Below are 25456 nucleotides of genomic sequence, written 5' to 3' on the forward strand. Positions count from 1 at the left end.
ACTCCATCGGATAAAGGCTGGTAATTGGAATAATGTAGGGTGGCGTGTGCCTGAGCCTGGACAGCAGCTCAGGCGCACGCCTGTTGTGACCAACCGCATGAATATTCGAAGCACTGTGATACAGCTGAACTCTGTGCTCCAATGGCTGTTATTGTGTTTTTTTGTTACAGATCGAATTCAATACTTAATAATGGTGCGTGTTGCTGCGCGCCATAAACATCATTGTCACCGACATTGCCGGAAATAATATCGCGCGGCATGACAATTTTTACGGCATTTGCCGGATCGAACCACACAATATTGTGAATAAAGTCAGGTTCGACATTATATAACCCAGCAATAAGTTGCGGAGTTAATTGCTCTGAGCGTTTTACGCGCTGATAGTCTTCCCGGGTTTTAAACAAAATATCTAAAACCAGTTCGTACGGTCCGGCATTTTTTGAGCGAATGACCTGCGCCAGTGAACAAATTGACTGTTTCATGCCTGAACTCCTTCTGGCGTCACCTGCTCAATGTGGAAATCAAACCGCAGTGCATCGCTGGCTTCAATCAGGTGATAGATCGAGAACTCATACACCGGCCCACTCTGAATATCAGATGGCGAGAATGGGAAAGCGAGGTTGCCCGCCGTGGCAATACGATTTTCATAGCCGTAGTGCAACAGGGTAGAGCGCACCAGCGAGCAAACGCTGTTGGCGATATCCTGCGTCGGCGCAACGACGTCCAGTAAAATCCCCAGTTCATGACCCGCGGTTTTCATCGGCTCATGGTTGCCCATCACGCCGTTCTTCCCGTACAGGTGGAACGTCATGCGGATGCTGTCGTCATTCAGGGAGAGGTTACGTGCTACGCTTGCCTGTACCTCTTCGAGAATGGTGTCAATTCCGGCAATCATAATCGGGTCGCGCGTTCCGGCGATGGTCAGGCAGCGGAAGCCAACCTGACGCGCGCCTTCCAGTTTCAACGCATATGGTGTTTCTTCATGACGTGAACCGCTGACATACACTTCGCCCTCGTTAACCTGGGTAAAGGTGCACGCTTTCAGGTTCAGCACACCGCCCGGTCCCGGCAGGAAGTACGGATCGGACTTCTCATACAGGGTGTGCGCCGCAGCAGACGTTTCAGTGAACTTACGCTTGGGATTGAACGCCTTCAGCGTAAAGCCGTTGTCGTCGATAATGCCCATCGCACAATCGGAGCCGGAGCCGGGGGTTGCTGCAATGGCAGCACACTCAAGGATCTTACCGCAGTGCAGCGCCAGACCTTCATCAAAGCCTTGCATAATCGGCAGCGCCGCGAAGCAGGCTGGATCGTAAGCGCGTCCGCCCAGAACAACCTGTGCCCCCGCTTTCAGCGCACGCTGGAAAGGTTCGACACCCATCTGCGCGACGATGTAGGTACTCTCTTCAATCGCCTCGTGAGTCAGTTCAGGCACAAAATCGAGCGCGGTGATTTTGCCGTTATCCAGCGCCTGATGAACGATTTCTTTGTCTACATCAGACGGGATCAGCGCCATTGAGAAGGACAGTTTTTCTTCCTGGGCAATCTCATGGATTATCTGGCGACACCACTCCAGATGCGGAGCGGCACCAGAACCACCGGCGGTACCGATCACGACCGGGATGTTGTTCTTAACGCCCGCCACGATCATATAGCGCAGATCGCGTTTTACCCCGGCTCTGTCGGTAAAGGGTTTACCTGCCCCCAGGTAGTGGGGGCCAGGATCGGAGGAACCTGCGTCAACAGCAATAAGATCCGGTGACTCTTCCATGGCTTTACGAAAACTTTCTTCCGGGAAGCCATAACCCAGGATAGCCGTCGGCGATAAGATCTTAAATGTGCGTGCCATCTCTTAATCCTTAGTTTGCAACAACGCGATGGTGCGATTCATCTCGTTAAACACGATGTTGAGACCTTCATCGAAACCCATACCCGGTTTAACCAGCATACGCATCGGACGCGCGGCAAGCGCCACGTGTACGCAGGTGCGGGCACTGATCTCGGTTTCGTTACAAGTACCGCCCTGATAAGCTTCCATAGCGTGTTTGTTGCAATACAGCACCGCATCAACGATGTTGTGAATACCGCCAAGATCAGGGGTTTTGATCTGTACCATGTGGCAGCTGCCCGCATCGGTAAAGTCCACGATATCCTGATAGGTGTTACACCATTCGTCGGCGACAATTTTCACGCCGGAACCCAGACGGGTCAGCTCTTTGGTGATGGCAGTCAACATGCGGATCTGATCCGGCTTGTTACCGGCATCTACCGGCCCTTCGATATACAGCGGCAGGCCCTGAGCTTCGGCTTCCAGGCTGGCGATGTATTCGGCGCAGCGCACGGGATCCATATCGAAGATCAGACCAATGGTGCCGTACACATCAATATGCAGCGTTGGGTGATAACGTTCGCTGGTGCGCAGGCTTAAAATGCGGTCGGACAACCAACGTACATACTCACGCAGTTTTTCGCCTTTAAAGCCCAGTTTCTCTTCCACGTTGTTGATCAGCGCATGCGGCAGGACGTCCACCCCTTTGAGGATCATTTTGTCAACGGCGATATAACGGTCGTCGCCGCTCTGACCAAATAATGGAATGGCTTCCGGCACGCACGGCAGTTGCCATTCATCGCAAACCACTTCAGTTTTCAGACGACCGGTAGCCAGCGCTGCCGCGTCGAGCAGCGCCTGAGACAGACCATAGCGGACGGCGGTATGCAGCAGATGACCGTCAATACGCAGTTGATCAAAGAAACGGGCGTTTGGCAGAAACGCATCAACGTCACGGCCTTCCAGCAGCGGTTTGATGTGATCGTTGAGGAACGGAATGAAATTTTCTGCCAGGAATAGCGGATCACGGCCACCTGCACCTGAATATTGCACCGCTGCGCAATCGCCCACCGCTACCGCGCCATTTTCCAGAATCAGTTGCACGGAAACGCATTCACCCGCCTGACGAACAGAGGTAAATCCAGGTGTTACCGGATCGCCGGTATAGATAAACCCGTCATGACCGGCGCCATTTTTGATGGCCTGCTGATCGTCAAAATAAAATGAGGAGTAGCCAGCGGTGAAAAGGGCCTTTTTGATTTTCATTATGGTCTTCCTATTAATTTACTGTGGGATACGGCGTTGATGTCATCAATGACCATCTGGAAAGAAGGCTTGCGGCCTTCAAAATGTGCGCGCTCTGCGACATAGTCGTGGTGCAGGGCGAGAATATCTTTCGGCAGCGGCACGGCACCGGCTTCGAGAATACGGATGGCGCCTGTGTTATCGCGCACCGGCAGAATTTTGCCCGCATTGCAGGCGGCAGGTGCGAACGGCACATCCAGTACGCCAGCTTCAAAGGCCAGCACTGTACCGCGCGCAATGTCGCCATTACCCAGTTCGAAGACTTTTTTCAGTACTGCGCGGACTTCACTCTTAATCAGTTCGACTTCCTGCTCGACGGCAGCGCATTGCGGGAATTTCTGGTCGCTGACCATGTTGAGCATCTGGCGTGACGCTTTCAGACCCTGGGCGTTGGCTGCAGCCGTTGGGATACCGAATGCTTCGTGCGGGCTTTTGGTAATGACTTTCGTGGCACCGGACATACCGGCAACCGCCGCACCCCAGGCGATAACGGAGAAGGCTTTCGCTTCATCTTCCGGGAATCCGCCCATCCACTGGTGGAAAACGGTACTCAGTTCGTAATCGTCGAAGCCGTGGTTATGGAAGTATTCGTGGGACAGTTCACGCAGCGCCTGAATGGCGGCGATATCCTGCGTCAGGCTACCGACCTGGCCGTAGCCGACGGTAATGGATTTCACGCCTTGTTCCAGCGCCAGCAGACCTTCAATAATCGCCACCGAGTGGGACATAAACGGCGGGATCAGGGTACCGGTCAGCGGGCCAAACGGCTCACGGTTGATGCGAATGCCGTTCTCTTCGTACAGACCCATCAGACGGTCGCAGTACTGCCAGTCGCGAATGGATTTTTCCAGGGTGACGCGTTTGGCGTAAGGGATGTTGTAGGAGATACCGCCACCTTCGTAGCTGGTAAAGCCACTGGCCATGGCGATTTCAGCCAGCAGGCGCGCATCCGGCGTTCCGTGGCGGACCTGGATTGGTTTTTCCAGCGACTCAGTCATACGGCGGCAGGCAGCAACCCCATGATTGACGACGGGTAAACCATTCAGTTTGGAGGTGCCCGCCTCGATAGATTTTTGGATCCCGACAGCTGCTTCTTCATAGCGGTTCAGACGGGTATAGGCATCGATGGTACTTGGCAGGAGGTCACATTCTTCCTGCAATGTTTTAAGCAGCTCAATATGTTCATCCATGAGTGCGACGCCTGCACGCGGCTGGCTCAGTGTTTTACCTTCTTGATCGGCCTTCAACAGCGCGAGGGAGAAGCGTTTTGAATCTGGAATTGATTGCTGGTACTTCACGCCATCTTCGAATTTCTCAACGTCTTTGCCGGTTTCCCAGGTTTGCAACACCTGGTGCCTTTCGGTCATGAATTCGTCGTGGGTCAATTTTTTATTTCGAAGTTCCATTCGTAGCTGCCTTTAGTTTTGTAGGGTTAAACACTGAATGCTGGTGCGAGCAGCGGCTTGCGGGTACAGCCTGGCGACGTTTGCCAGTAGCGGGAGCAGGCCATTTGAATCGCGGTAATACTCAAACTGATTCGGTAACAGAATTCTTTTACCCTGGTCGTCCAGCTCCCGGTATTTAAGCCAGTTATGGATATCGAACTGGCTGGCGCGAGAGAGCCATCCCCCTGAACCGACGACTTTGCGTACGGTGGTGAGATCGCGACCCATCTGTAAATCCACGTTACCGACGCAGGTGCAAACCTGCTTTTTAGTGCCCGCGTGGCGCTCAGCGGCATAGCCCACGCATAAACCTGCCAGCAGGGTGTCGAAATATTTCTCCTCCTCGCTGAGTGGCAGGTAATCCGGTTGCCCAACCAGGTGACGCAGGTAGCGATAAAACGCTTCCTCACGTTGTGGTTGTTGGGCGAAAACAACTTTCACCATATCCTGCGTGCTTTCTCCCACCACGACGGCGGAAACGCGCATGCCCAAATCACCTTCAACGGTACGTTTGACGAACGGTTCAGGGACACCATGCAGGACAGTATCGGGGGAGAGGGTATTCGCGCTGGCTGAATAGACATCCGTGGTGGCGCCACCCATATCAATCAGCATGAACTCCTTCCATGCGTTGTCGTAATCGCTAATGGCTTTGACTAACTCATAGACCGTCCATGGCGTCGGCATTGGCTCTTCGCCTGTTTCGCCAACAATGACGTCCAGACCTTTACCTTTGACAATGCGTGACAAGAACACATCGCAAATCGCCTGGCGCGCGGCAAACGGATTCGGGTGATCGAGATCCGGCAGAATGTTGTCTACCGTGGTCAGATCTTTGTGTCCCAGAATCGTTTGTATTTCGTCCTGAATGTCCCGGTTTCCGGCGTAGATAATGGCGCAATCAAGCTTTGAACCTGCCAGCGCGTGCGCATTCGCCAGGCCGTAGCTTTCTTCGCCGCCGTCTGTACCGCCGGTAAACAACAGAATATCTGGCGGTGCAGATTCCAGTTCCTGGATGTCATGACGGTTCAGTTTGTACGAATAATATTGCGCGATTTTCGCTCCTGCCGAATGGGCGGTAACTTTTGCCGATTCCAGCGTAATGGAAGGCACCAGCCCCATTGCTGCCACGGCGAGTCCACCTTTGGCCGAGGAGGAGTATTTCAACTGCACTTCACCACTTTTCAGTAACGGGCGAGCATCGGCAACGTTCAGCACCTGATTCAGGCTGGCAAAAAAACCGTCTGCCAGATGATGTGTGGTGGTTGGGGTCAGGACATGGTTTACCAGGGTTAATTCCTCACATTCATGGGCGAAGAGGGCTGCCTTGGTCCATGTCGAGCCGATATCGACAGAAACTGTTTGCATCAGATGGCCTCTTCCAGGCAACGCTGCTCGAGGCCATTGTGTTGGTGAATATCATTAGTGATAAGCGCACAGACATCTTCCAGGTCGTGGCTCGGTGCGAAGACGCGGTTAAACCCCATCTCTTTAAATTTCACTTCGACATCGGCGAAGTCATGTTTTCCGACGACCAGGTTGCCGCCGACGTACAACAGGATGTCGCCGAGGCCACGTTCAATACAGCGCTCACGCAAGCCGAGGCAGTCAATGTCGCCGTGGCCGTAGATGGAAGACACCACGATGGCATCAGCGCCTGTTTCAATCGCGGCATCAATATATTCATCCTGGCTCACCATCACCCCGAGGTTGATTACGTGAAAATCATGAGCAGTAAAAACGCGATCCAGAACTTTATTGCCTACTGCATGGCAGTCAGCACCGATGACGCCAATAACAAGTGTAGATTTCTTCATGGGTAATCCTCTGTAGGGCTGATGGTCAATAAGTGAAAATTGTTTTCTAATATTTAGAGCATGGGTTTTGACAACCTTTTAATAGGGTTGGAGTTTCTGTGGAAGCGGAAAAGGAAGCAATTGATCTATTTTCAAAATATCCTGCGCAAAATGATTGTTATATTTTGTCTTCACAAAAATTCATTTAAATCAATGTGTTATAAATTAATTTCCATTGGTTATTTTATTTATTAGCGAATTACCTAATAAACCACTTGCCATGTTTGTGATCGAAATCTTATTTTGTGGCGCAGGCTTTGTCAGGGGTGTTTTTAATAATTTCGAAAATGGTATTCGCTAAATAACTTGTGAACGGCATAACGGTTTTTTATTTATTAATCTTATATGTCGTAAATTTTTTTTGTTAAATTTAAGATAAAAATGATAATGAATTGTTCGGAATATATATATTCTTTGGCATAGAAGCGATGTTGTGGTGGGAGTGATAACTTACAGTGATGATTTAAGCGAAACGGCGGGTCTCTGCAGGGAGATCGCCAAACCTCAGGGCGTCGGTCAATGCTTGCCGCTTCGCTTCCAGTTGAGATAGTTACATTGTGGTGTTAATTATAAGTAAAATTAAAATGAATGATTTGTATTAAATAATGATTACAGGACTTGCTAAACAAAAAACTGTGAGCTACCCAGCAATAGTGACTCTTTATCTGTCCATAATTTTGTCCCCCAGACTGGTTAAAAGATCGTGTAGATTTAAATAAATATCCTATCATTTGTAGTAACGGCAATTACTCATTGAAAAACATATCGTTAACATGGCGTTCACTAGTCACGCTAGCGATAAACACTATTAACATTTAAATTGAAAATTGATTTAAATCAATGTTTAAAACTTGGTAAACATCACCAAATGAGGTTAAATTGCTGCAGATCAAATTGGTCTGAAAGTGATAAATTAGCTATAAATTGATCACTATCGAAAAATGCAAATTTACCTCGATAAAAACCTGTTTATTGTAAGGATTTTACGGCGTAATATAATTGCGGGATCAATTTGAGTGTTTTATTAACATGTTTGTAACCTTTCATCATTGTCCTTTCTTCAAATGAGAAGAAAGAGCAGCGGGGGAAGGAAGCAAATAAATTTGTATTGGGGCATGCGTGTGACCCTTTCTAACGGGGTTCACTCTCGGAGTCTTCATGCGATGAGCAAGGAGTCATGATGTTAGATATAGTCGAACTGTCGCGCTTACAGTTTGCCTTGACCGCGATGTACCACTTCCTGTTTGTGCCACTGACGCTCGGTATGGCGTTCTTGTTGGCCATCATGGAAACGGTCTACGTCCTTTCCGGCAAACAGATTTATAAAGATATGACCAAGTTCTGGGGCAAGTTGTTTGGTATCAACTTCGCTCTGGGTGTGGCAACCGGTCTGACCATGGAGTTCCAGTTCGGGACTAACTGGTCTTACTATTCCCACTATGTAGGGGATATTTTCGGTGCGCCGCTGGCGATTGAAGGTTTGATGGCCTTCTTCCTCGAATCCACCTTTGTAGGTCTGTTCTTCTTCGGCTGGGACCGTTTGGGTAAAGTCCAGCATATGTGCGTCACCTGGCTGGTGGCCTTAGGTTCAAACCTGTCCGCACTGTGGATTCTGGTTGCGAACGGCTGGATGCAAAACCCAATCGCTGCGGATTTCAACTTTGAAACCATGCGTATGGAGATGCTGAGCTTCTCTGAACTGGTGCTCAACCCGGTTGCTCAGGTGAAATTTGTTCACACTGTGGCTTCTGGTTATGTTTGTGGCGCGATGTTCGTTCTGGGTATCAGCTCCTACTATATGCTGCGCGGCCGTGACTTCGCGTTTGCTAAACGTTCTTTTGCTATCGCTGCCAGCTTTGGTATGGCTGCCATTCTGTCTGTTATCGTTCTGGGTGATGAATCTGGTTACGAAATGGGCGACGTGCAGAAAACCAAACTTGCTGCTATTGAAGCCGAGTGGGAAACCCAACCTGCACCGGCATCCTTTACGCTGTTCGGTATTCCGGACCAGGATGCGCAGGAAAACCATTTTGCGATTCAAATTCCTTATGCCCTGGGCATCATCGCTACCCGCTCCGTTGATACACCGGTCATTGGTCTGAAAGATCTGATGGTGCAGCACGAAGAGCGTATCCGTAACGGGATGAAAGCGTATCAACTGCTGGAAGAACTGCGTGCAGGTTCTACCGATCAGGCTGTTCGCGACCAGTTCAACAGCATGAAGAAAGATCTGGGCTATGGTCTGCTGCTGAAACGCTACACGGACAACGTCACCGACGCGACCGAAGCGCAAATTCAGCAAGCCACGAAAGACTCTATCCCTCGTGTTGCACCGCTGTACTTCGCATTCCGTATTATGGTGGCGTGCGGCATCCTGATGCTGGCTATCATTGCTGTGTCCTTCTGGACCGTGATTCGTAATCGTATCGGCGAGAAAAAATGGCTGCTGCGCACCGCGCTGTATGCGATTCCGCTGCCGTGGATTGCGATTGAATCCGGTTGGTTTGTCGCAGAGTACGGTCGTCAACCGTGGGCGATTGGTGAAGTGTTACCAACAGCCGTAGCGAACTCTTCGCTGACCGCTGGCGACCTCATCTTCTCGATGCTGTTGATTTGCGGCCTGTATACCCTGTTCCTGGTGGCTGAACTGTATCTGATGTTCAAGTTCGCACGCCTTGGGCCGAGTAGCCTGAAAACCGGTCGTTATCACTACGAGCAGTCCACTGTGACTTCTCAGCCGGCACGCTAAGACAGGAGTCGTCAAATGATCGATTATGAAGTATTGCGTTTTATCTGGTGGCTGCTGGTTGGCATTCTGCTGATTGGTTTCGCGGTCACTGATGGCTTCGACATGGGGGTGGGCATGCTCACCCGTTTCCTCGGTCGTAATGATACCGAGCGTCGAATTATGATTAACTCCATCGCCCCGCACTGGGACGGTAACCAGGTTTGGCTCATCACCGCGGGTGGCGCACTGTTCGCTGCCTGGCCGATGGTGTATGCCGCTGCGTTCTCCGGTTTCTATGTGGCGATGATCCTGGTACTGGCGTCTTTGTTCTTCCGTCCGGTCGGTTTTGATTACCGCTCCAAGATTGAAGACATGCGCTGGCGCAACATGTGGGACTGGGGCATCTTCATCGGTAGCTTCGTGCCGCCGCTGGTTATCGGTGTTGCGTTTGGCAACCTGCTGCAAGGTGTTCCGTTCCACATGGATGAGTACATGCGCTTGTACTACACCGGTAACTTCTTCCAGTTGCTGAATCCGTTTGGTCTGCTGGCAGGGGTTGTGAGCGTAGGGATGATCATCACTCAGGGCGCAACCTATCTGCAGATGCGTACCGTAGGCGAACTACATCTGCGTGCACGTACCACCTCACAGGTTGCGGCGCTGGTGACTCTGGTTTGCTTCGCACTGGCCGGCGTTTGGGTTATTTACGGTATTGATGGTTATGTTGTGACTTCCGCACTGGATCACCACGCCGCCTCTAACCCGATGACCAAAGAAGTGGCGCGTGAAGCGGGCGCATGGATGGTGAACTTTAACAATGCACCTATTCTGTGGCTGGTTCCGGCGTTGGGCGTGGTTCTGCCGCTGCTGACTATTCTGACTTCCCGTATGGAGAAAGGGGCCTGGGCGTTCATCTTCTCCTCACTGACGTTAGCCTGCATCATCCTGACTGCCGGTATCGCGATGTTCCCGTTTGTGATGCCATCCAGCACCATGATGAATGCGAGTCTGACCATGTGGGATGCAACGTCCAGTCAGCTGACGCTGAATCTGATGACGTATGTAGCTTGTGTGTTCGTACCGATCATTCTGCTGTACACCGGCTGGTGTTACTGGAAGATGTTTGGTCGCATCACCAAAGAAGATATTGAAAGCAACACCCACTCTCTGTACTAAGTAAGGAGCTTAAAATGTGGTATTTCGCATGGATTTTGGGAACGCTTCTTGCCTGTGCATTTGGGATAATCACAGCGCTGGCGCTTGAGCACGTTGAATCAGGCAAGGCCGGACAAGAAGACAGTTGATGATCAACATTATCGCGATGGTATACAACGCGATGGACAAGCGCCCCTTGCGGGCGCTTTCATTTGTGCTGGCAATCGTATTGGCCGGCTGCATATTCTGGGATCCGTCACGTTTCGCGGCCAAAACCAGTGAGCTTGAAATCTGGCATGGTTTTCTGCTGATGTGGGCGGTCTGCGCAGGCATCATTCACGGCGTTGGCTTTCGTCCTCGCGCCGTACACTGGCAGGGCATCTTCTGCCCGCTGATCGCAGATATCGTCCTCGTTGTTGGTCTGATTTTCTTCTTCTTTTGAATAAGAAACATCCTTAAATATTTATGGGCTTGCATAAGCCCATAATTTTTTACTCTCCGTTTACTTTCCCCCATTCCAAAGCACCATTCCCGCGCGTATAGTAGCGAAGTTTGAAAGCACTAACCTAATTGCATTACCGGGATGTAAAGTGAAGACAGCGCGATATACAACGACATTCTTGATGCATCGCGGCGGCAAGAACGCGAGTCACCAGGCGCTTACAACGTTAAGCGACCGGTGTGAGTGGGCGAAGCCAACAAAGAGGCAGTAAGAATGAATAAGTATATTTTTCGATGGCCGGTTCGTGTCTATTATGAAGACACCGATGCCGGTGGGGTGGTTTATCACGCCAGCTACGTCGCTTTTTATGAAAGAGCACGCACAGAGATGCTGCGTCATCATCACTTTAGTCAGCAGGTTCTGTTGGCCGAACGTGTAGCCTTTGTGGTGCGCAAGATGACCCTGGAGTATTTTGCGCCTGCCCGGCTTGACGATATGCTCGAAGTCCAAACCGAAATTACGTCAATGCGTGGCACCTCATTGGTTTTCACGCAACGCATTGTCAACGCAGAGAACGTCGTGCTGAATGAAGCCGAAGTTCTGATTGTTTGCGTTGATCCACTCAAAATGAAGCCTCGTGCGCTTCCCAAGTCTATTGTCGCGGAGTTTAAGCAGTGACTGACATGAATATCCTTGATTTGTTCCTGAAGGCAAGCCTTCTGGTTAAACTTATCATGTTGATTTTGATTGGTTTCTCAATCGCATCCTGGGCCATTATTATCCAGCGGACCCGTATTCTTAATGCTGCTTCACGTGAAGCCGAAGCGTTTGAAGACAAGTTCTGGTCCGGCATTGAATTGTCGCGCCTGTACCAGGAAAGCCAGGGGCGTCGTGATAATCTGGCGGGTTCAGAGCAAATTTTCTACAGCGGATTCAAAGAATTTGCGCGTCTGCATAGGGCGAATAGTCATGCGCCGGAAGCGGTCGTTGAGGGGGCATCCCGTGCGATGCGTATCTCGATGAACCGTGAACTGGAAACGCTGGAAACGCATATTCCATTCCTCGGCACTGTCGGCTCCATCAGCCCGTATATCGGTCTGTTCGGTACCGTTTGGGGGATCATGCACGCATTTATCGCGCTGGGCGCGGTAAAACAGGCGACGCTGCAAATGGTTGCACCGGGTATCGCGGAAGCGTTGATTGCAACGGCCATCGGTCTGTTTGCGGCAATTCCGGCGGTTATGGCTTACAACCGACTGAATCAGCGCGTGAACAAGCTGGAACTGAATTACGACAACTTTATGGAAGAGTTCACCGCGATTCTGCACCGCCAGGCGTTTACCGTTAGCGAGAGCAACAAGGGGTAAACCATGGCCAGAACGCGTGGACGAGGTCGTCGCGAACTTAAGTCTGAAATCAATATTGTACCGTTGCTCGACGTACTGCTGGTGCTGTTGCTGATCTTTATGGCAACCGCGCCGATCATTACGCAGAGTGTGGAAGTCGACCTGCCGGATGCGACCGAATCGCAAGCCGTCAGCAGTAACGACGAGCCACCGGTCATTATTGAAGTTTCCGGTGTTGGGCAATACAGCGTGGTGGTTGAAAAAGACAGGATGGATCAGCTGCCGCCGGAGCAGGTTATCGCGGAAGCGAAGAGCCGCCTGCAGACCAATCCGAAAACGGTATTTTTAATCGGTGGTGCGAAAGACGTGCCTTATGATGAAATAATTAAAGCGCTGAACTTGTTACACAGTGCAGGCGTTAAATCGGTTGGCTTGATGACGCAGCCAATCTGATGACTGCGTATTGCTGGCTTGAAAGATAGCGCGTAACAGGCGAACAGTTTTTTGGGAACCGAGAGTGTCAAAGGCAACCGAACAAAACGACAAGCTCAAAAGGGCGATAATTATTTCAGCGGTGCTGCATGTCATTTTATTTGCAGCGCTGATCTGGAGTTCGTTCGATGAGCACATTGATGCTTCAGCCGGCGGCGGTGGCGGTTCGTCCATCGACGCCGTTATGGTCGATCCTGGTGCTGTTGTTCAACAGTACGACAGGCAGCAGCAACAGCAGGCAAGTGCGAAACGTGCAGAAGAACAGCGTGAGAAACAGGCGCAGCAGCAGGCCGAGGAGCTTCGTGAGAAGCAGGCGGCAGAGCAAGAGCGTCTGAAACAGCTGGAAAAAGAACGTTTAGCGGCGCAGGAAAAAGTACGCGAGCAGGCGGAACAGCAGAAACAGGCTGAAGCCGCTGCGGCGAAAGCACAGGAGCAACAAAAGCAGGCTGAAGAGGCTGCGGCGAAGGCTGCTGCAGATGCGAAAGCTAAAGCAGATGCTCAGGCGAAACAAGCGGCAGATGCCGCGAAGAAAGCCGCTGCTGATGCACAGAAGAAAGCTGAGGCGGAAGCTGCAAAAGCGGCTGCCGATGCTAAGAAGGTTGCCGAAGCACAAGCTGCTAAGGCAGCCGCGGACGCTGCGAAGAAAGCTCAAGCTGAAGCCGCTAAGCAAGCAGCAGCCGAGAAAGCTGCCGCTGAGAAAGCAGAAAAAGCCGCCGCCGCGAAAGCTGCCGCTGCTGAAAAGGCTGCCGCTGACAAGAAAGCTGCTGCTGAAAAAGCTGCAGCAGATAAAAAGGCTGCAGCCGAGAAAGCTGCTGCCGATAAGAAAGCTGCGGCAGATAAAGCCGCTGCTGCGAAAAAAGCCGCTGCCGAAAAAGCCGCTGCCGCTTCGGGTGTTGACGACTTATTAGGTGACTTAAGCTCCGGTAAGAATGCACCGAAATCGGGCGGTGGAGCGAAAGGAAACGGCCAACCGGCGAAAGATAGTGGTACAAGTGGTGCAAATGGCGGTGCATCTGGCGCTGATATCAGTGCTTACGCATCTCAAATTCGTAATGCGATTCAGAGTCGTCTGTATGGCGCCGATTTGTATGCGGGTAAATCCTGCGTATTACATATCAAGTTAGCGCCTGATGGTCTGCTACTGGATGTGACCGAAGAGGGCGGGGATCCGGCATTGTGCCAGGCTGCGCTGACGGCTGCGAAAACAGCCAGAATTCCTAAGCCGCCTAGCCAGGCTGTTTATGAAAAAGTAAAAGATGCCAAACTGGACTTTAAACTGTAATAACGACCCCTGAGGAATCGGGGGAAACAGTCTAAGGTTGAGACAGAGTTCTGGTAGTTTTGTGTATTTGAGTTTGTTAACATTCTGCTAAATTATCGTGGGCGTTCCGTCCAGATAAGGGAGATATGATGAAGCAGGCATTACGAGTAGCATTTGGTTTTCTGATGCTGTGGGCAGCAGTGCTGCATGCAGAAGTACGTATCGAGATCACCCAAGGGGTGGACTCGGCACGCCCGATTGGTGTTGTCCCGTTCCAGTGGGCAGGGCCGGGCGCCGCACCTGAAGATATCGGTGGTATCGTAGGTGCTGACCTGCGTAACAGCGGTAAATTTAACCCATTAGACCGTTCTCGCCTGCCGCAGCAGCCGGGGACTGCGGCTGAAGTTCAGCCTGCTGCATGGTCTGCCCTGGGTATTGATGCCGTAGTGGTTGGCCAGGTTACGCCAAACCCGGATGGTTCCTATAGCGTTGCATATCAACTGGTTGATACCGGTGGCGCACCAGGTACCGTACTGGCACAGAACACATATAAAGTGAACAAGCAGTGGCTGCGTTATGCGGGCCATACCGCAAGTGACGAAGTTTTTGAAAAACTGACTGGTATTAAGGGCGCATTCCGTACTCGTATCGCGTATGTTGTTCAGACGAACGGTGGTCAGTTCCCGTACGAATTACGTGTGTCTGACTACGATGGTTACAACCAGTTTGTCGTTCACCGCTCTCCGCAGCCGCTGATGTCTCCGGCGTGGTCTCCGGACGGTTCTAAACTGGCCTACGTTACCTTCGAAAGCGGTCGTTCAGCGCTGGTTATTCAGACGTTGTCCAACGGCGCAGTGCGTCAGGTTGCCTCGTTCCCGCGTCACAACGGTGCACCTGCGTTTTCTCCGGATGGCAGCAAACTGGCATTTGCCCTGTCTAAAACCGGTAGCCTGAATCTGTACGTTATGGACATCGGTTCCGGTCAGATCCGTCAGGTCACTGATGGTCGTAGCAACAACACGGAACCTACCTGGTTCCCGGACAGCCAAAACCTGGCCTTTACGTCTGACCAGGCCGGTCGTCCGCAGGTGTATAAAGTTAACGTCAACGGCGGTGCTCCGCAGCGTATTACCTGGGAAGGTTCACAAAACCAGGATGCTGATGTCAGCAGCGACGGTAAGTTTATGGTAATGGTAAGCTCGGCTAATGGTCAGCAGCACATTGCCAAACAAGATCTGGTAGCGGGTGGCGTACAAGTTCTGTCGTCAACGTTCCTGGACGAAACGCCAAGTCTGGCACCTAACGGCACTATGGTAATCTACAGCTCTTCTCAGGGGATGGGATCCGTGCTGAATTTGGTTTCTACAGATGGGCGTTTCAAAGCGCGTCTTCCGGCAACTGATGGTCAGGTTAAATTCCCTGCCTGGTCGCCGTATCTGTGATAATAAATAATTGATTAATAAAGGAATCATTGAAATGCAACTGAACAAAGTGCTGAAAGGGCTGATGATTGCTCTGCCTGTTATGGCTATTGCGGCATGTTCTTCTAACAAGAACGCCAGCAATGACGGCAGCGAAGGCATGCTGGGTGCCGGCACTGGTATGGATGCAAACGGTAGCGGCAACATGTCCTCCGAAGAGCAAGCGCGTCTGCAGATGCAACAGCTGCAGCAGAACAACATCGTTTATTTCGATCTGGATAAGTACGATATCCGTTCTGACTTCGCTGCAATGTTGGATGCGCACGCTAACTTCCTGCGTAGCAACCCGTCTTACAAAGTCACCGTAGAAGGTCATGCGGACGAACGTGGTACGCCTGAGTACAACATCTCCCTGGGTGAACGTCGTGCTAACGCCGTTAAGATGTACCTGCAGGGTAAAGGCGTTTCTGCTGACCAGATCTCCATCGTTTCTTACGGTAAAGAAAAACCTGCAGTACTGGGTCATGACGAAGCGGCTTACGCCAAAAACCGTCGCGCCGTACTGGTTTACTAAGAGAATTGCATGAGCAGTAACTTCAGACATCACCTGTTGAGTCTGTCGTTACTGGTTGGCATAGCGGCCCCCTGGGCCGCTTTTGCTCAGGCGCCAATCAGTAGTGTCGGCTCTGGCTCGGTCGAAGACCGCGTCACTCAACTCGAGCGTATTTCTAACGCTCACAGTCAGCTTTTAACCCAACTCCAGCAACAACTCTCCGATAATCAGTCCGATATTGATGCCCTGCGTGGTCAAATTCAGGAAAGTCAGTATCAGCTGAATCAGGTTGTTGAACGCCAAAAACAGATATTGCTGCAGATGAATAATCTTGGCAGCGGTAGCGCGCCTGCGGCGCAATCTGCGGCTGGCGATCAGAGTGGGGCGGCAACCCCGGCACCCGATGCGGGTGCTGCAGCTTCGTCAGGCGCACCGGCGCAAACTGGCGATGCGAATACTGATTACAATGCGGCAATCGCCCTGGTGCAGGATAAATCCCGTCAGGATGATGCGATCGTTGCATTTCAGAACTTCATCAAAAAGTACCCGGATTCTACTTACCTGCCCAATGCGAATTACTGGCTCGGTCAGTTGAATTACAACAAGGGTAAAAAAGATGATGCAGCGTTCTATTTTGCATCCGTAGTTAAAAACTTCCCGAAATCACCGAAGGCTGCAGACGCGATGTACAAAGTCGGCGTCATCATGCAGGACAAGGGTGACACAGCAAAAGCGAAAGCGGTTTATCAGCAGGTTATCACTAAATACCCTGGTACTGATGGCGCGAAACAAGCGCAAAAACGCCTTGGCGCGATGTAATGCACACCATGCGACCAGAAATCGTGTTATTTCTGGTCGCGTCGTGTGATTCCTAAGCAGTTGAGTAATTTACATCGAAATTTTTGTTGCGCTAAAATCTGAAATCAGTAATATATGCCGCCGTTGCCAAGGGATATCAAACAAACCAAAAGCAGCGCAAAAGTGGGTCGTTAGCTCAGTTGGTAGAGCAGTTGACTTTTAATCAATTGGTCGCAGGTTCGAATCCTGCACGACCCACCAATCGCTAAGGTGGAACGCGATTGTAAAACGTGAAGGATAACGTTGCGTAAGCAACGGCCCGTAGGGCGAGACGAAGTCGAGTCATCCTGCACGACCCACCACTAACTCAGTTAGTAAGTAGTATCCAGCGTAGTATCGGGTGATTAGCTCAGCTGGGAGAGCACCTCCCTTACAAGGAGGGGGTCGGCGGTTCGATCCCGTCATCACCCACCACTCGGGGCGTTAGCTCAGTTGGTAGAGCAGTTGACTTTTAATCAATTGGTCGCAGGTTCGAATCCTGCACGCCCCACCACTATTTTGGTGGTTCCGAGTAAAAAATTTTCAGGCAACACCCAAATGGGGCGTTAGCTCAGTTGGTAGAGCAGTTGACTTTTAATCAATTGGTCGCAGGTTCGAATCCTGCACGCCCCACCAATATTGTGGTGGGTTCCTGAAAAGAGTAAAGCAGTAAACCCCATATGGGGGCGTTAGCTCAGTTGGTAGAGCAGTTGACTTTTAATCAATTGGTCGCAGGTTCGAATCCTGCACGCCCCACCAGTGTAAAAAGGCGCCCTAAAGGCGCCTTTTTGCTATGCGCAGGATTTTTGATTCGAACCTGCTTGCCTGATGTGTTTCGCTTATCAGCCCTACAGACGACACGACTCATGTAGGCCGGATAAGACGTCAGTGCCATTCGGCATGCATCACACGCAATTCTTGTGACTTTTCTACACCAATCCGCTATCTTGTTTAGCATACAAAACAATTCTAACCGAATATGGCGTGCGTCACGCTTTTAATCGGTTATTTCGTTAAGCCAGTAAAACGAGAAAGCAAGATGAGCGTGATGTTTGATCCAGAAGCAGCAATTTATCCGTTTCCGCCGAAGCCAGCGCTGCTGAGTGCGGATGAAAAGCAATTTTATCGAGAGAAAATTAAACGTCTGCTGAAAGAGCGTGATGCCGTCATGGTCGCGCACTATTACACCGACCCTGAAATTCAGCAGTTGGCCGAAGAGACCGGTGGCTGTATCTCAGATTCGCTGGAGATGGCGCGGTTTGGTGCAAAACATTCTGCCTCTACGCTGCTGGTTGCGGGCGTAAGGTTTATGGGAGAAACCGCCAAAATTCTCAGTCCGGAAAAGACTATCCTGATGCCGACCTTACAGGCGGAATGTTCATTAGATCTGGGTTGTCCGATTGATGCTTTCAGCGCGTTTTGCGATGCGCATCCTGATCGTACCGTGGTGGTTTACGCCAATACCTCCGCTGCCGTTAAAGCGCGAGCGGACTGGGTTGTCACGTCCAGTATCGCGGTAGAACTTATTGAGCACCTTGATAGTTTAGGTGAAAAAATCATCTGGGCCCCGGACAGACATCTGGGCAACTACGTGCAAAAACAGACCGGTGCAGACGTTCTTTGTTGGCAGGGGGCCTGTATCGTCCACGACGAATTTAAAACTCAGGCTTTAACACGCATGAAGGGGCTTTACCCTGATGCTGCGGTGTTGGTGCACCCGGAGTCCCCTCAGTCTATCGTTGATATGGCCGATGCGGTTGGCTCAACCAGCCAGTTAATCAACGCAGCTAAATCGTTACCGCATCAACAGCTGATTGTGGCGACTGACCGGGGCATTTTTTACAAAATGCAGCAGGCCGTTCCGGATAAAGAATTGCTTGAAGCGCCGACAGCCGGTGAGGGGGCAACCTGTCGCAGCTGTGCGCATTGTCCGTGGATGGCGATGAACGGCCTCAAGGCGATTGCTGAGGGCCTAGAACAAGGCGGAGCGGCTCATGAGATACATGTTGATGCTGCGCTGCGAGAAGGGGCGTTGTTGCCGTTAAACCGCATGTTGGAATTTGCGGCTACACTTCGAGCTTAATTATTTATTTTTGCTCTGGGGGAAAAGATGGACTTTTTTAGCACGCAGAACATCCTGGTACATATTCCGATTGGCGCGGGTGGTTACGATCTGTCGTGGATCGAAGCCGTGGGGACGATTGCCGGGTTGCTGTGTATTGGCCTGGCGAGCCTTGAGAAAATAAGCAATTACTTCTTCGGCCTGATAAACGTCACGCTGTTTGCGATTATCTTCTTTCAGATCCAGCTTTATGCCAGCCTGTTGCTGCAAGTCTTTTTCTTTGCCGCCAACATCTACGGCTGGTACGCCTGGTCCCGGCAAACCAGCCAGCATGAAGCGGAACTTAAAATTCGCTGGCTACCGTTACCAAAAGCGCTGGGCTGGCTGGCGGCCTGCGTGGTAGCGATCGGCCTGATGTCGGTCTATATCGATCCGGTATTTGCGTTCCTGACTCGCATTGCGGTCAACATAATGCAGACATTGGGGTTACAGATTGCTGTGCCTGAACTGCAACCCGATGCGTTCCCGTTCTGGGATTCCTGCATGATGGTGCTATCGATTGTGGCGATGATCCTGATGACGCGCAAATACGTTGAAAACTGGCTGCTGTGGGTAATCATCAACGTAATCAGCGTGGTGATCTTTGCCCTGCAAGGGGTGTATGCCATGTCGCTGGAATACATGATCCTGACGGTTATCGCCCTCAACGGGAGCAGGATGTGGATTAACAGCGCGCGTGAACGAGGTTCCCACGCGCTGTCTCATTAATGGTGATGATGTGAATGGCCGGACACGCCCTGATACAGGTGGCAGTCCGGCCCATTGCATGGCTGATACTCCATCTGGATCGTCGCGTGTTCAATCTGGTAGTGATGGATAAGGAAATGCTGAATACGCTCCAGCAACGCATCGTGATCGTGCGGTGGGATCACCTGCACATGCAGCGTCATGACCGGCTTTTCACCCACCATCCAGACGTGGACATGGTGCACATTGCGAACTTCGGGAATATCCCGGCTGAGATGTCGCTGTAGGGCAGCGATATCCAGCGCATGAGGTGCGCCCTCCAGCAATTCATTGACGCTATCTTTTAACAATCGCCAGGCACTGCGCAGCACCAGTACGGAAACCAGAATAGAGAGAATAGGATCCGCAGGGGTCCAGCCCGTCCAGATAATAATCAGCGCAGCGATGATCGCCCCGACCGAGCCGAGTAAATCCCCCATTACATGCAACGCTGCGGCGCGGACGTTGAGGTTTTTCTCTTCACTGCCGCGATGTAAAACCCAAAAAGCCAGCACGTTGGCGAGTAAACCCGCGACAGCTATAACCATCATCATGCCGCCAGCCACGGGACGAGGTGTCTGGAAGCGCTCAATGGCTTCCCAGACGATTAAAATGGTGATCACGACCAATGCGATGGCATTAACAAACGCGGCCAGCGTCGTGAGCCTCAGCCAGCCGAAGGTGTGTCGTATTGTGGGCGGTCGGTGGGAAAACCGGACGGCCAGCAGCGCGAAAAGCAGTGCTGCTGCATCCGTAAGCATATGCCCGGCGTCAGCCAGCAAGGCCAGCGAGCCGGAGAGTATCCCTCCCACCACTTCAACCAGCATGAACCCCGCTGTAATGCAGAAGGCGAACAGCAGTCGACGGGCGTTATTATCCTTTGGCTGGTCAGGGGAAGTATGAGTATGTGAGTGCGCCATTGTGCCATCCCTTTGTTATTCTCACCTTTACTGTATGACATCATACCGTTTTTGGGGGGATAAAATTAAAAAGGAGAGCTTCTATTCTCCCGTTATCAGCCACGTAAATATTGGGCATTGCCTTACAGTACAGTGGGTAAAAATCCACAATGTGCATCGATAGCCAGCACAGAATTTTGAAAATAATAATAAAATCCGCAATTACAGTTGGAATTTGCGGTTTGGATCTCATTATTCGCTACATTCTTGCGTTTTTTTGCGTAATCCCGGGATAACACGGTTCGTACTGTAAAACCCCGTTTACACTTTATGACTGAAGATATAGATTGGAGGGATTGCATTCATTTATATAAGTATGGCAACGCTGGAATAATCATGAATTATCAGAACGACGATTTACGCATCAAAGAGATCAACGAGTTATTACCGCCAGTCGCACTGCTGGAAAAATTCCCCGCTACTGAAAATGCCGCAAACACGGTGGCTCATGCCCGTAAGGCGATTCATAAAATTCTGAAAGGGAGCGACGATCGCCTGTTAGTGGTGATTGGGCCGTGCTCTATTCATGATCCGGCAGCCGCCAAAGAGTACGCCGCTCGCCTGCTGGCGCTGCGCGAAGAGTTAAAAGGCGAGCTTGAAATCGTCATGCGCGTCTATTTTGAAAAGCCGCGTACCACCGTCGGCTGGAAGGGGCTGATCAACGATCCGCACATGGACAACAGCTTCCAGATCAACGATGGGCTGCGCATTGCACGTAAATTGCTACTGGATATCAACGACAGCGGATTGCCGGCTGCGGGTGAATTCCTCGACATGATCACGCCGCAATACCTCGCCGACCTGATGAGTTGGGGCGCGATCGGGGCGCGTACCACTGAGTCCCAGGTACACCGCGAGCTGGCATCGGGTCTGTCTTGCCCGGTTGGTTTTAAAAACGGTACCGATGGCACGATCAAAGTCGCGATTGATGCAATCAACGCCGCAGGAGCGCCACACTGCTTCCTGTCCGTGACCAAATGGGGTCATTCGGCGATCGTGAATACCAGCGGTAATGGCGATTGCCATATTATTCTGCGCGGCGGCAAAGAGCCAAACTACAGCGCTCAGCACGTCGCAGATGTAAAAGAAGGTCTGATTAAAGCAGGACTCTCTGCGCAAGTGATGATTGACTTTAGCCATGCCAACTCCAGCAAGCAGTTCAAAAAGCAGATGGATGTTGCGAAAGACGTTTGTGGACAAGTCGCTGGCGGCGAAAAAGCGATTATTGGCGTGATGATCGAAAGCCATCTGGTCGAGGGTAATCAGAACCCGGATAGCGGTGAGCCGCTGACCTACGGCAAAAGCATTACTGATGCCTGCATTGGTTGGGAAGACACCGATGCAGTGCTGCGCCAGCTGGCGGATGCGGTCAAGGCGCGTCGCGGTTAAAGTTATCATCCTCCCTTATAAAAACCGGCGAATCAGGCCGGTTTTTTTAATTAATATTAATAAGCTAATTTTATTTTATATACTCAATATATTTCTAAGGTGAATATAAATATATTCCTAATTTTATCATTCCTGTAATAAATATATTAAATCCAGGGTTATCATATTCCCAGGATTTTATATAAATATAAAGGGATGAATATGAATAAAAGCTTTAACATCGTCTGGAATACCGCGCGTAATATGTATGTCGTGGCTTCTGAATTTGCACAGGGTGACAGTCAGATAAAAAACCAGGCCAGGGCGGCAGGCATCGCCACGCTGCTGGGGTTACTCTCTGGTCCGGCGATGGCGGATTATACCCCGACTGTTGCGGCCGGTGAGTCCGTTAGTGGAGAGACCCTGAATACCACAGATGACTTTCAGGATGTCTACGGCAGCGCCTTCAATACGACGATAGAAGGCGGGTGGCAGTATGTCATGGACGGCGGACTGTCTCAGGATGCGCAGGTAACGGGAGGCACTCTCCAGATTCAGGAGAATGGCACCTCCGTGAATGCCGTGCTGAGCGGAAAAGGCCAACAGGATGTCTATGGTACAGCAGAACACACTACCATCAATTCGGGAGCAAGAAACGATGTGTACGGAACCGCAGTGGATTCCGTCATCAATGCTGGCGGAACGGAACACGTTTTTGGGTTATCCAGCGGTGCGACCATCAATAACAAGGGTGTGCAGGAAGTCTATGGTATCGTTAAAAACACGACTGTAAATCAGGGGGGGACGCTGGTACTTAGCACACACGTGGACGGCGGAGAAACAGCCAGTTTCGCCAGCAACACTACCGTCAACAGCGGCGGCTCACTCTGGCTGGAATCAGATTATGCCATCCTTGAAGGTACTACCCTGATTAAAACCGGCGCCATCGTTAATGCCGTAACCGGTGTTATCACCAACAGTGGGATCCTGGATTATGACCTCGACGCGGGAGCCTCCCGTACCGAGAGCAACAGCATTCAGGGCATTGGGTCCCTGCAAAAAACCGGGCAGGGTACGTTGCTGCTTACCGGTAACAACACTTACGCTGGTGACACGCTTGTCGACGAAGGCACCCTCTGGCTCGCTGATTCTGCCGTTATCGGCGTCCCCACAGTATCTGGCTCATCTTCGCAGTTAATGGGCTACCTACCTTCCGGCTCTGTCAGCGTCGCTGCTGGGGCAACCCTCGGCGGTACCGGCGTTATCAATGATGATGTCTCGAATGCTGGCAACATCGCCATCAGTCAAAGCAATGAGACCGGTCACACCCTCACCATTAACGGCAATTACACCGGTAATAATGGCACGCTCTCCCTTAATACACAGCTGGGGGATGATGCCTCCCCGACGGATAAGCTCCTCATTTCCGGCGATACCGCAGGCACGACCACTGTCTTTGTTACTAATACTGGCGGGGACGGAGCCCTCACCACGCAGGGGATCGAGGTGATAGATGTCGGCGGTCAGTCTGACGGCGTCTTCACCCAAGGCAACCAGGTTCAGGTCGGATTGTATGAATACCGCTTGTATCAGGACGGTGGTGACTGGTATTTGCGCTCGCAGACCGTTACCCCGGTTAATCCTGACGATGGTGGCGATGTCACTCCGGTTAATCCGGATGACGGTGGCAATGCCGTCCCTGTGGACCCTCAGTATCGCGCTGATATCGGCGCCTATCTCGGCAACCAGTGGATGGCGCGTAATCTGCAAATGCAGACCCTTTATGACCGCGAAGGCAGCCAGTTACGTACCGATGACGGCAGTATGTGGATGCGCTTTAAAGCAGGTGATGCATCATCACAGGCTGCAAACGGTCATGTGGATATTGACAACAACTATTCTCAGCTCCAGATTGGCGGCGATATACTGAGCTGGGATGATAGCGTGCAGAGCCTGAAAGCAGGGCTGATGGTGAGCTATATCAACGCCGATACGGACAGCACCGGTAACCGAGGGGCGGATGGGAGCCAGTTCTCTGCCAGTGGTAACGTAGCCGGTTACAATCTTGGGGCTTATGCCACCTGGTTTGCGGATGCGAAGGACCATAGCGGGCTGTATGTGGATAGCTGGTACCAGTACGGCCTCTACAATAACAGCGTAAATAACGGCGACGTGGGTTCAAAGGATTATGATTCGACAGCCAGCGCTGTTTCTCTGGAAACGGGTTATCGGTACGACATCGGACTTGAAAACCTGAACACTGTCAGCCTGACGCCACAGGCTCAGGTGACATGGCAGCAATATAAAGCGGACGCGGTTGTGCAGAATGGAACGCGTATTGACGGACAAAACGGTGACAGCTGGAACACGCGTCTCGGACTGCGGGTAGATGGCAAGCTGCACAAGAATACCACGTCGGTTATCCAGCCGTTTGCGGAGGTGAACTGGTTACACACCAGCGATGATGTTGCCGTTTCGTTTGATGGCGCGCAGGTGAAGCAGGATCTTCCGGCAGATCGCGCCGAGGTGAAAGTAGGTATTCAGGCGAATCTGAATAGCCAGTGGAGCATCACGGGTCAGGTTGCTGGGCAAAAGGGACGTAATGATTATGGCGATCTCAACGGTAGCCTGGACGTCCGTTACAGCTGGTAAAGTGGCATAAAAAACAGAGTAATCAGGCCTACAAGCAAGCTTGTAGGCCTGATGAAATTACTTCGCTTTACCCTGGTTGGCTACCGCTGCAGCTTTTGCTGCGATCTCGTCAGCGTTACCCAGATAGTAATGTTTGATCGGCTTGAAGTTTTCGTCGAACTCATACACCAGCGGTACACCGGTCGGGATGTTCAGTTCGAGGATCTCATCTTCGCCCATGTTATCCAGGTATTTCACCAGCGCACGCAGGGAGTTACCGTGAGCGGCAATAATGACGCGCTCACCGCTTTTCATGCGCGGCAGAATGGTTTCATTCCAGTAAGGGATAACGCGATCGATAGTCAGTGCCAGGCTTTCGGTGACCGGAAGTTCTTTGTCGGTTAGTTTGGCATAACGCGGATCGTGACCCGGATAGCGCTCGTCATCTTTAGTCAGTTCCGGTGGGGTGACCGCAAAGCCACGACGCCATTGCTTAACCTGCTCGTCACCGTATTTTTCAGCAGTTTCGGCTTTGTTCAGCCCCTGCAGTGCGCCGTAATGACGTTCGTTTAGTTTCCAGGATTTCTCAACCGGCAGCCAGGCCTGATCCAGTTCGTCCAGGACATTCCACAGGGTGTGGATGGCACGTTTCAGCACAGAGGTATAAGCAAAATCGAAGCTGTAGCCTTCCTCTTTCAGCAGTTTACCTGCCGCTTTTGCTTCGCCCACGCCTTTTTCAGACAGGTCAACATCATACCAACCGGTAAAGCGGTTTTCGTTGTTCCACTGACTTTCACCATGACGTACCAGAACCAGCTTAGTTACAGCCATACACTCACTCCTATAAATCATATTGAATGATAATAATTCTCATTATATTGCCGTAAAGTGTCAGCGGCAATGCTTACGCATAACCATAGCGAAAATAGCGGCACAGTGTAAGGTTCTTGTGAACTCAAGGTTGCGATTTTGTCTTTGAGT

The 25456-nt window shown here is 51.3% G+C and carries 23 protein-coding genes and 5 tRNA genes; 20 read left to right on the forward strand and 8 right to left on the reverse strand.

What is annotated here, in order from left to right:
* Positions 1-164 precede the first annotated feature (164 nt).
* The 6 genes from OGY19_RS23610 to glmS are packed head-to-tail and all read right to left on the reverse strand — an operon-like array spanning position 165 to position 6395.
* Positions 165-482 carry a DUF4387 domain-containing protein gene (locus OGY19_RS23610; RefSeq protein ID WP_005122536.1) on the reverse strand — a complete coding sequence of 106 codons (318 nt, stop codon included), beginning with the start codon at positions 480-482 and terminating at the stop codon, positions 165-167.
* Positions 479-1849, reverse strand: coding sequence for an acyclic terpene utilization AtuA family protein (locus OGY19_RS23615; RefSeq protein ID WP_003022951.1), 1371 nt, complete (start codon positions 1847-1849; stop codon positions 479-481). The genes OGY19_RS23610 and OGY19_RS23615 overlap by 4 nt, the downstream gene beginning before the upstream one ends.
* Before the next feature lie 3 nt (positions 1850-1852).
* Complete coding sequence (locus tag OGY19_RS23620) at positions 1853-3094, reverse strand: methylaspartate ammonia-lyase (RefSeq protein ID WP_005122534.1); 1242 nt, start codon at positions 3092-3094, stop codon at positions 1853-1855.
* Complete coding sequence (locus tag OGY19_RS23625) at positions 3094-4539, reverse strand: methylaspartate mutase subunit E (protein WP_048212243.1); 1446 nt, start codon at positions 4537-4539, stop codon at positions 3094-3096. The genes OGY19_RS23620 and OGY19_RS23625 overlap by 1 nt, the downstream gene beginning before the upstream one ends.
* Before the next feature lie 12 nt (positions 4540-4551).
* Positions 4552-5946, reverse strand: a complete 1395-nt coding sequence (gene glmL / locus OGY19_RS23630; RefSeq protein WP_115600760.1) for a methylaspartate mutase accessory protein GlmL — start codon at positions 5944-5946, stop codon at positions 4552-4554.
* Positions 5946-6395 carry a methylaspartate mutase subunit S gene (gene glmS, locus OGY19_RS23635; RefSeq protein WP_003022963.1) on the reverse strand — a complete coding sequence of 150 codons (450 nt, stop codon included), beginning with the start codon at positions 6393-6395 and terminating at the stop codon, positions 5946-5948. The genes glmL and glmS overlap by 1 nt, the downstream gene beginning before the upstream one ends.
* 1219 nt (positions 6396-7614) lie before the next feature.
* Between glmS and cydA the strand changes: the two genes are divergently transcribed.
* The 18 genes from cydA (at position 7615) to pnuC (ending at position 19499) form a co-directional block, all read left to right on the forward strand.
* Positions 7615-9183: a cytochrome ubiquinol oxidase subunit I gene (gene cydA / locus OGY19_RS23640; RefSeq protein WP_005125442.1), complete on the forward strand. Its 1569-nt coding sequence runs from the start codon at positions 7615-7617 to the stop codon at positions 9181-9183.
* Positions 9184-9198: 15 nt separating this feature from the next.
* Positions 9199-10338 carry a cytochrome d ubiquinol oxidase subunit II gene (gene cydB / locus OGY19_RS23645; protein ID WP_005125441.1) on the forward strand — a complete coding sequence of 380 codons (1140 nt, stop codon included), beginning with the start codon at positions 9199-9201 and terminating at the stop codon, positions 10336-10338.
* A 14-nt stretch (positions 10339-10352) separates the two neighbouring features.
* Entirely contained in the window at positions 10353-10466 is a 114-nt protein-coding gene (cydX, locus tag OGY19_RS23650; protein WP_003022970.1) for a cytochrome bd-I oxidase subunit CydX, read from the forward strand.
* Complete coding sequence (gene ybgE / locus OGY19_RS23655; protein WP_115600759.1) at positions 10466-10759, forward strand: cyd operon protein YbgE; 294 nt, start codon at positions 10466-10468, stop codon at positions 10757-10759. The genes cydX and ybgE overlap by 1 nt, the downstream gene beginning before the upstream one ends.
* Before the next feature lie 273 nt (positions 10760-11032).
* Positions 11033-11437 (forward strand): tol-pal system-associated acyl-CoA thioesterase, encoded by a 405-nt coding sequence (gene ybgC, locus OGY19_RS23660; protein ID WP_005125439.1) that lies wholly within the window; start codon positions 11033-11035, stop codon positions 11435-11437.
* Positions 11434-12126: a Tol-Pal system protein TolQ gene (gene tolQ, locus OGY19_RS23665; protein WP_003022976.1), complete on the forward strand. Its 693-nt coding sequence runs from the start codon at positions 11434-11436 to the stop codon at positions 12124-12126. Before ybgC ends, tolQ begins: the two co-directional genes overlap by 4 nt.
* Before the next feature lie 3 nt (positions 12127-12129).
* Positions 12130-12558 carry a colicin uptake protein TolR gene (gene tolR / locus OGY19_RS23670; RefSeq protein ID WP_005125437.1) on the forward strand — a complete coding sequence of 143 codons (429 nt, stop codon included), beginning with the start codon at positions 12130-12132 and terminating at the stop codon, positions 12556-12558.
* 64 nt (positions 12559-12622) lie between these two features.
* Positions 12623-13879: a cell envelope integrity protein TolA gene (gene tolA / locus OGY19_RS23675; RefSeq protein ID WP_003022980.1), complete on the forward strand. Its 1257-nt coding sequence runs from the start codon at positions 12623-12625 to the stop codon at positions 13877-13879.
* A 128-nt stretch (positions 13880-14007) separates the two neighbouring features.
* Complete coding sequence (gene tolB, locus OGY19_RS23680) at positions 14008-15300, forward strand: Tol-Pal system beta propeller repeat protein TolB (protein ID WP_038638949.1); 1293 nt, start codon at positions 14008-14010, stop codon at positions 15298-15300.
* A 34-nt stretch (positions 15301-15334) separates the two neighbouring features.
* The gene (gene pal / locus OGY19_RS23685; RefSeq protein ID WP_003022983.1) at positions 15335-15853 is read left to right on the forward strand and encodes a peptidoglycan-associated lipoprotein Pal; all 519 of its coding nucleotides are present in this window, start codon (positions 15335-15337) and stop codon (positions 15851-15853) included.
* Positions 15854-15862: 9 nt separating this feature from the next.
* Positions 15863-16651 (forward strand): cell division protein CpoB, encoded by a 789-nt coding sequence (gene cpoB / locus OGY19_RS23690; protein WP_048212240.1) that lies wholly within the window; start codon positions 15863-15865, stop codon positions 16649-16651.
* 164 nt (positions 16652-16815) lie between these two features.
* Positions 16816-16891, forward strand: a tRNA-Lys gene (locus OGY19_RS23695).
* Positions 16892-17028: 137 nt separating this feature from the next.
* Positions 17029-17104, forward strand: a tRNA-Val gene (locus OGY19_RS23700).
* Positions 17105-17107: 3 nt separating this feature from the next.
* Positions 17108-17183 (forward strand) — tRNA-Lys (locus tag OGY19_RS23705).
* A gap of 46 nt (positions 17184-17229) precedes the next feature.
* Positions 17230-17305: transfer RNA gene (locus OGY19_RS23710), tRNA-Lys, on the forward strand.
* Positions 17306-17352: 47 nt separating this feature from the next.
* Positions 17353-17428: transfer RNA gene (locus OGY19_RS23715), tRNA-Lys, on the forward strand.
* Positions 17429-17708: 280 nt separating this feature from the next.
* The gene (nadA, locus tag OGY19_RS23720) at positions 17709-18752 is read left to right on the forward strand and encodes a quinolinate synthase NadA (RefSeq protein WP_115600758.1); all 1044 of its coding nucleotides are present in this window, start codon (positions 17709-17711) and stop codon (positions 18750-18752) included.
* 27 nt (positions 18753-18779) lie between these two features.
* Complete coding sequence (gene pnuC, locus OGY19_RS23725; RefSeq protein WP_115600757.1) at positions 18780-19499, forward strand: nicotinamide riboside transporter PnuC; 720 nt, start codon at positions 18780-18782, stop codon at positions 19497-19499.
* Here pnuC and zitB read toward each other — a convergent pair.
* Positions 19496-20437, reverse strand: a complete 942-nt coding sequence (gene zitB / locus OGY19_RS23730; RefSeq protein ID WP_115600756.1) for a CDF family zinc transporter ZitB — start codon at positions 20435-20437, stop codon at positions 19496-19498. The two genes, pnuC and zitB, sit on opposite strands and share 4 nt — an antisense overlap.
* 375 nt (positions 20438-20812) lie before the next feature.
* Here zitB and aroG point away from each other — a divergent pair, with 375 nt between their 5' ends.
* Together aroG and OGY19_RS23745 are read left to right on the forward strand one after the other, a co-directional pair.
* Entirely contained in the window at positions 20813-21865 is a 1053-nt protein-coding gene (gene aroG, locus OGY19_RS23735) for a 3-deoxy-7-phosphoheptulonate synthase AroG (RefSeq protein WP_003831449.1), read from the forward strand.
* A gap of 201 nt (positions 21866-22066) precedes the next feature.
* Positions 22067-24496: an autotransporter outer membrane beta-barrel domain-containing protein gene (locus tag OGY19_RS23745; RefSeq protein ID WP_115600755.1), complete on the forward strand. Its 2430-nt coding sequence runs from the start codon at positions 22067-22069 to the stop codon at positions 24494-24496.
* Positions 24497-24553: 57 nt separating this feature from the next.
* Here the strand turns inward: OGY19_RS23745 and gpmA are convergent, their stop codons facing one another.
* The gene (gpmA, locus tag OGY19_RS23750; RefSeq protein WP_003022999.1) at positions 24554-25306 is read right to left on the reverse strand and encodes a 2,3-diphosphoglycerate-dependent phosphoglycerate mutase; all 753 of its coding nucleotides are present in this window, start codon (positions 25304-25306) and stop codon (positions 24554-24556) included.
* Positions 25307-25456: the final 150 nt, after the last annotated feature.

Source organism: Citrobacter sp. Cy070, from assembly GCF_030332245.1.
Lineage (GTDB): Bacteria > Pseudomonadota > Gammaproteobacteria > Enterobacterales > Enterobacteriaceae > Citrobacter > Citrobacter youngae.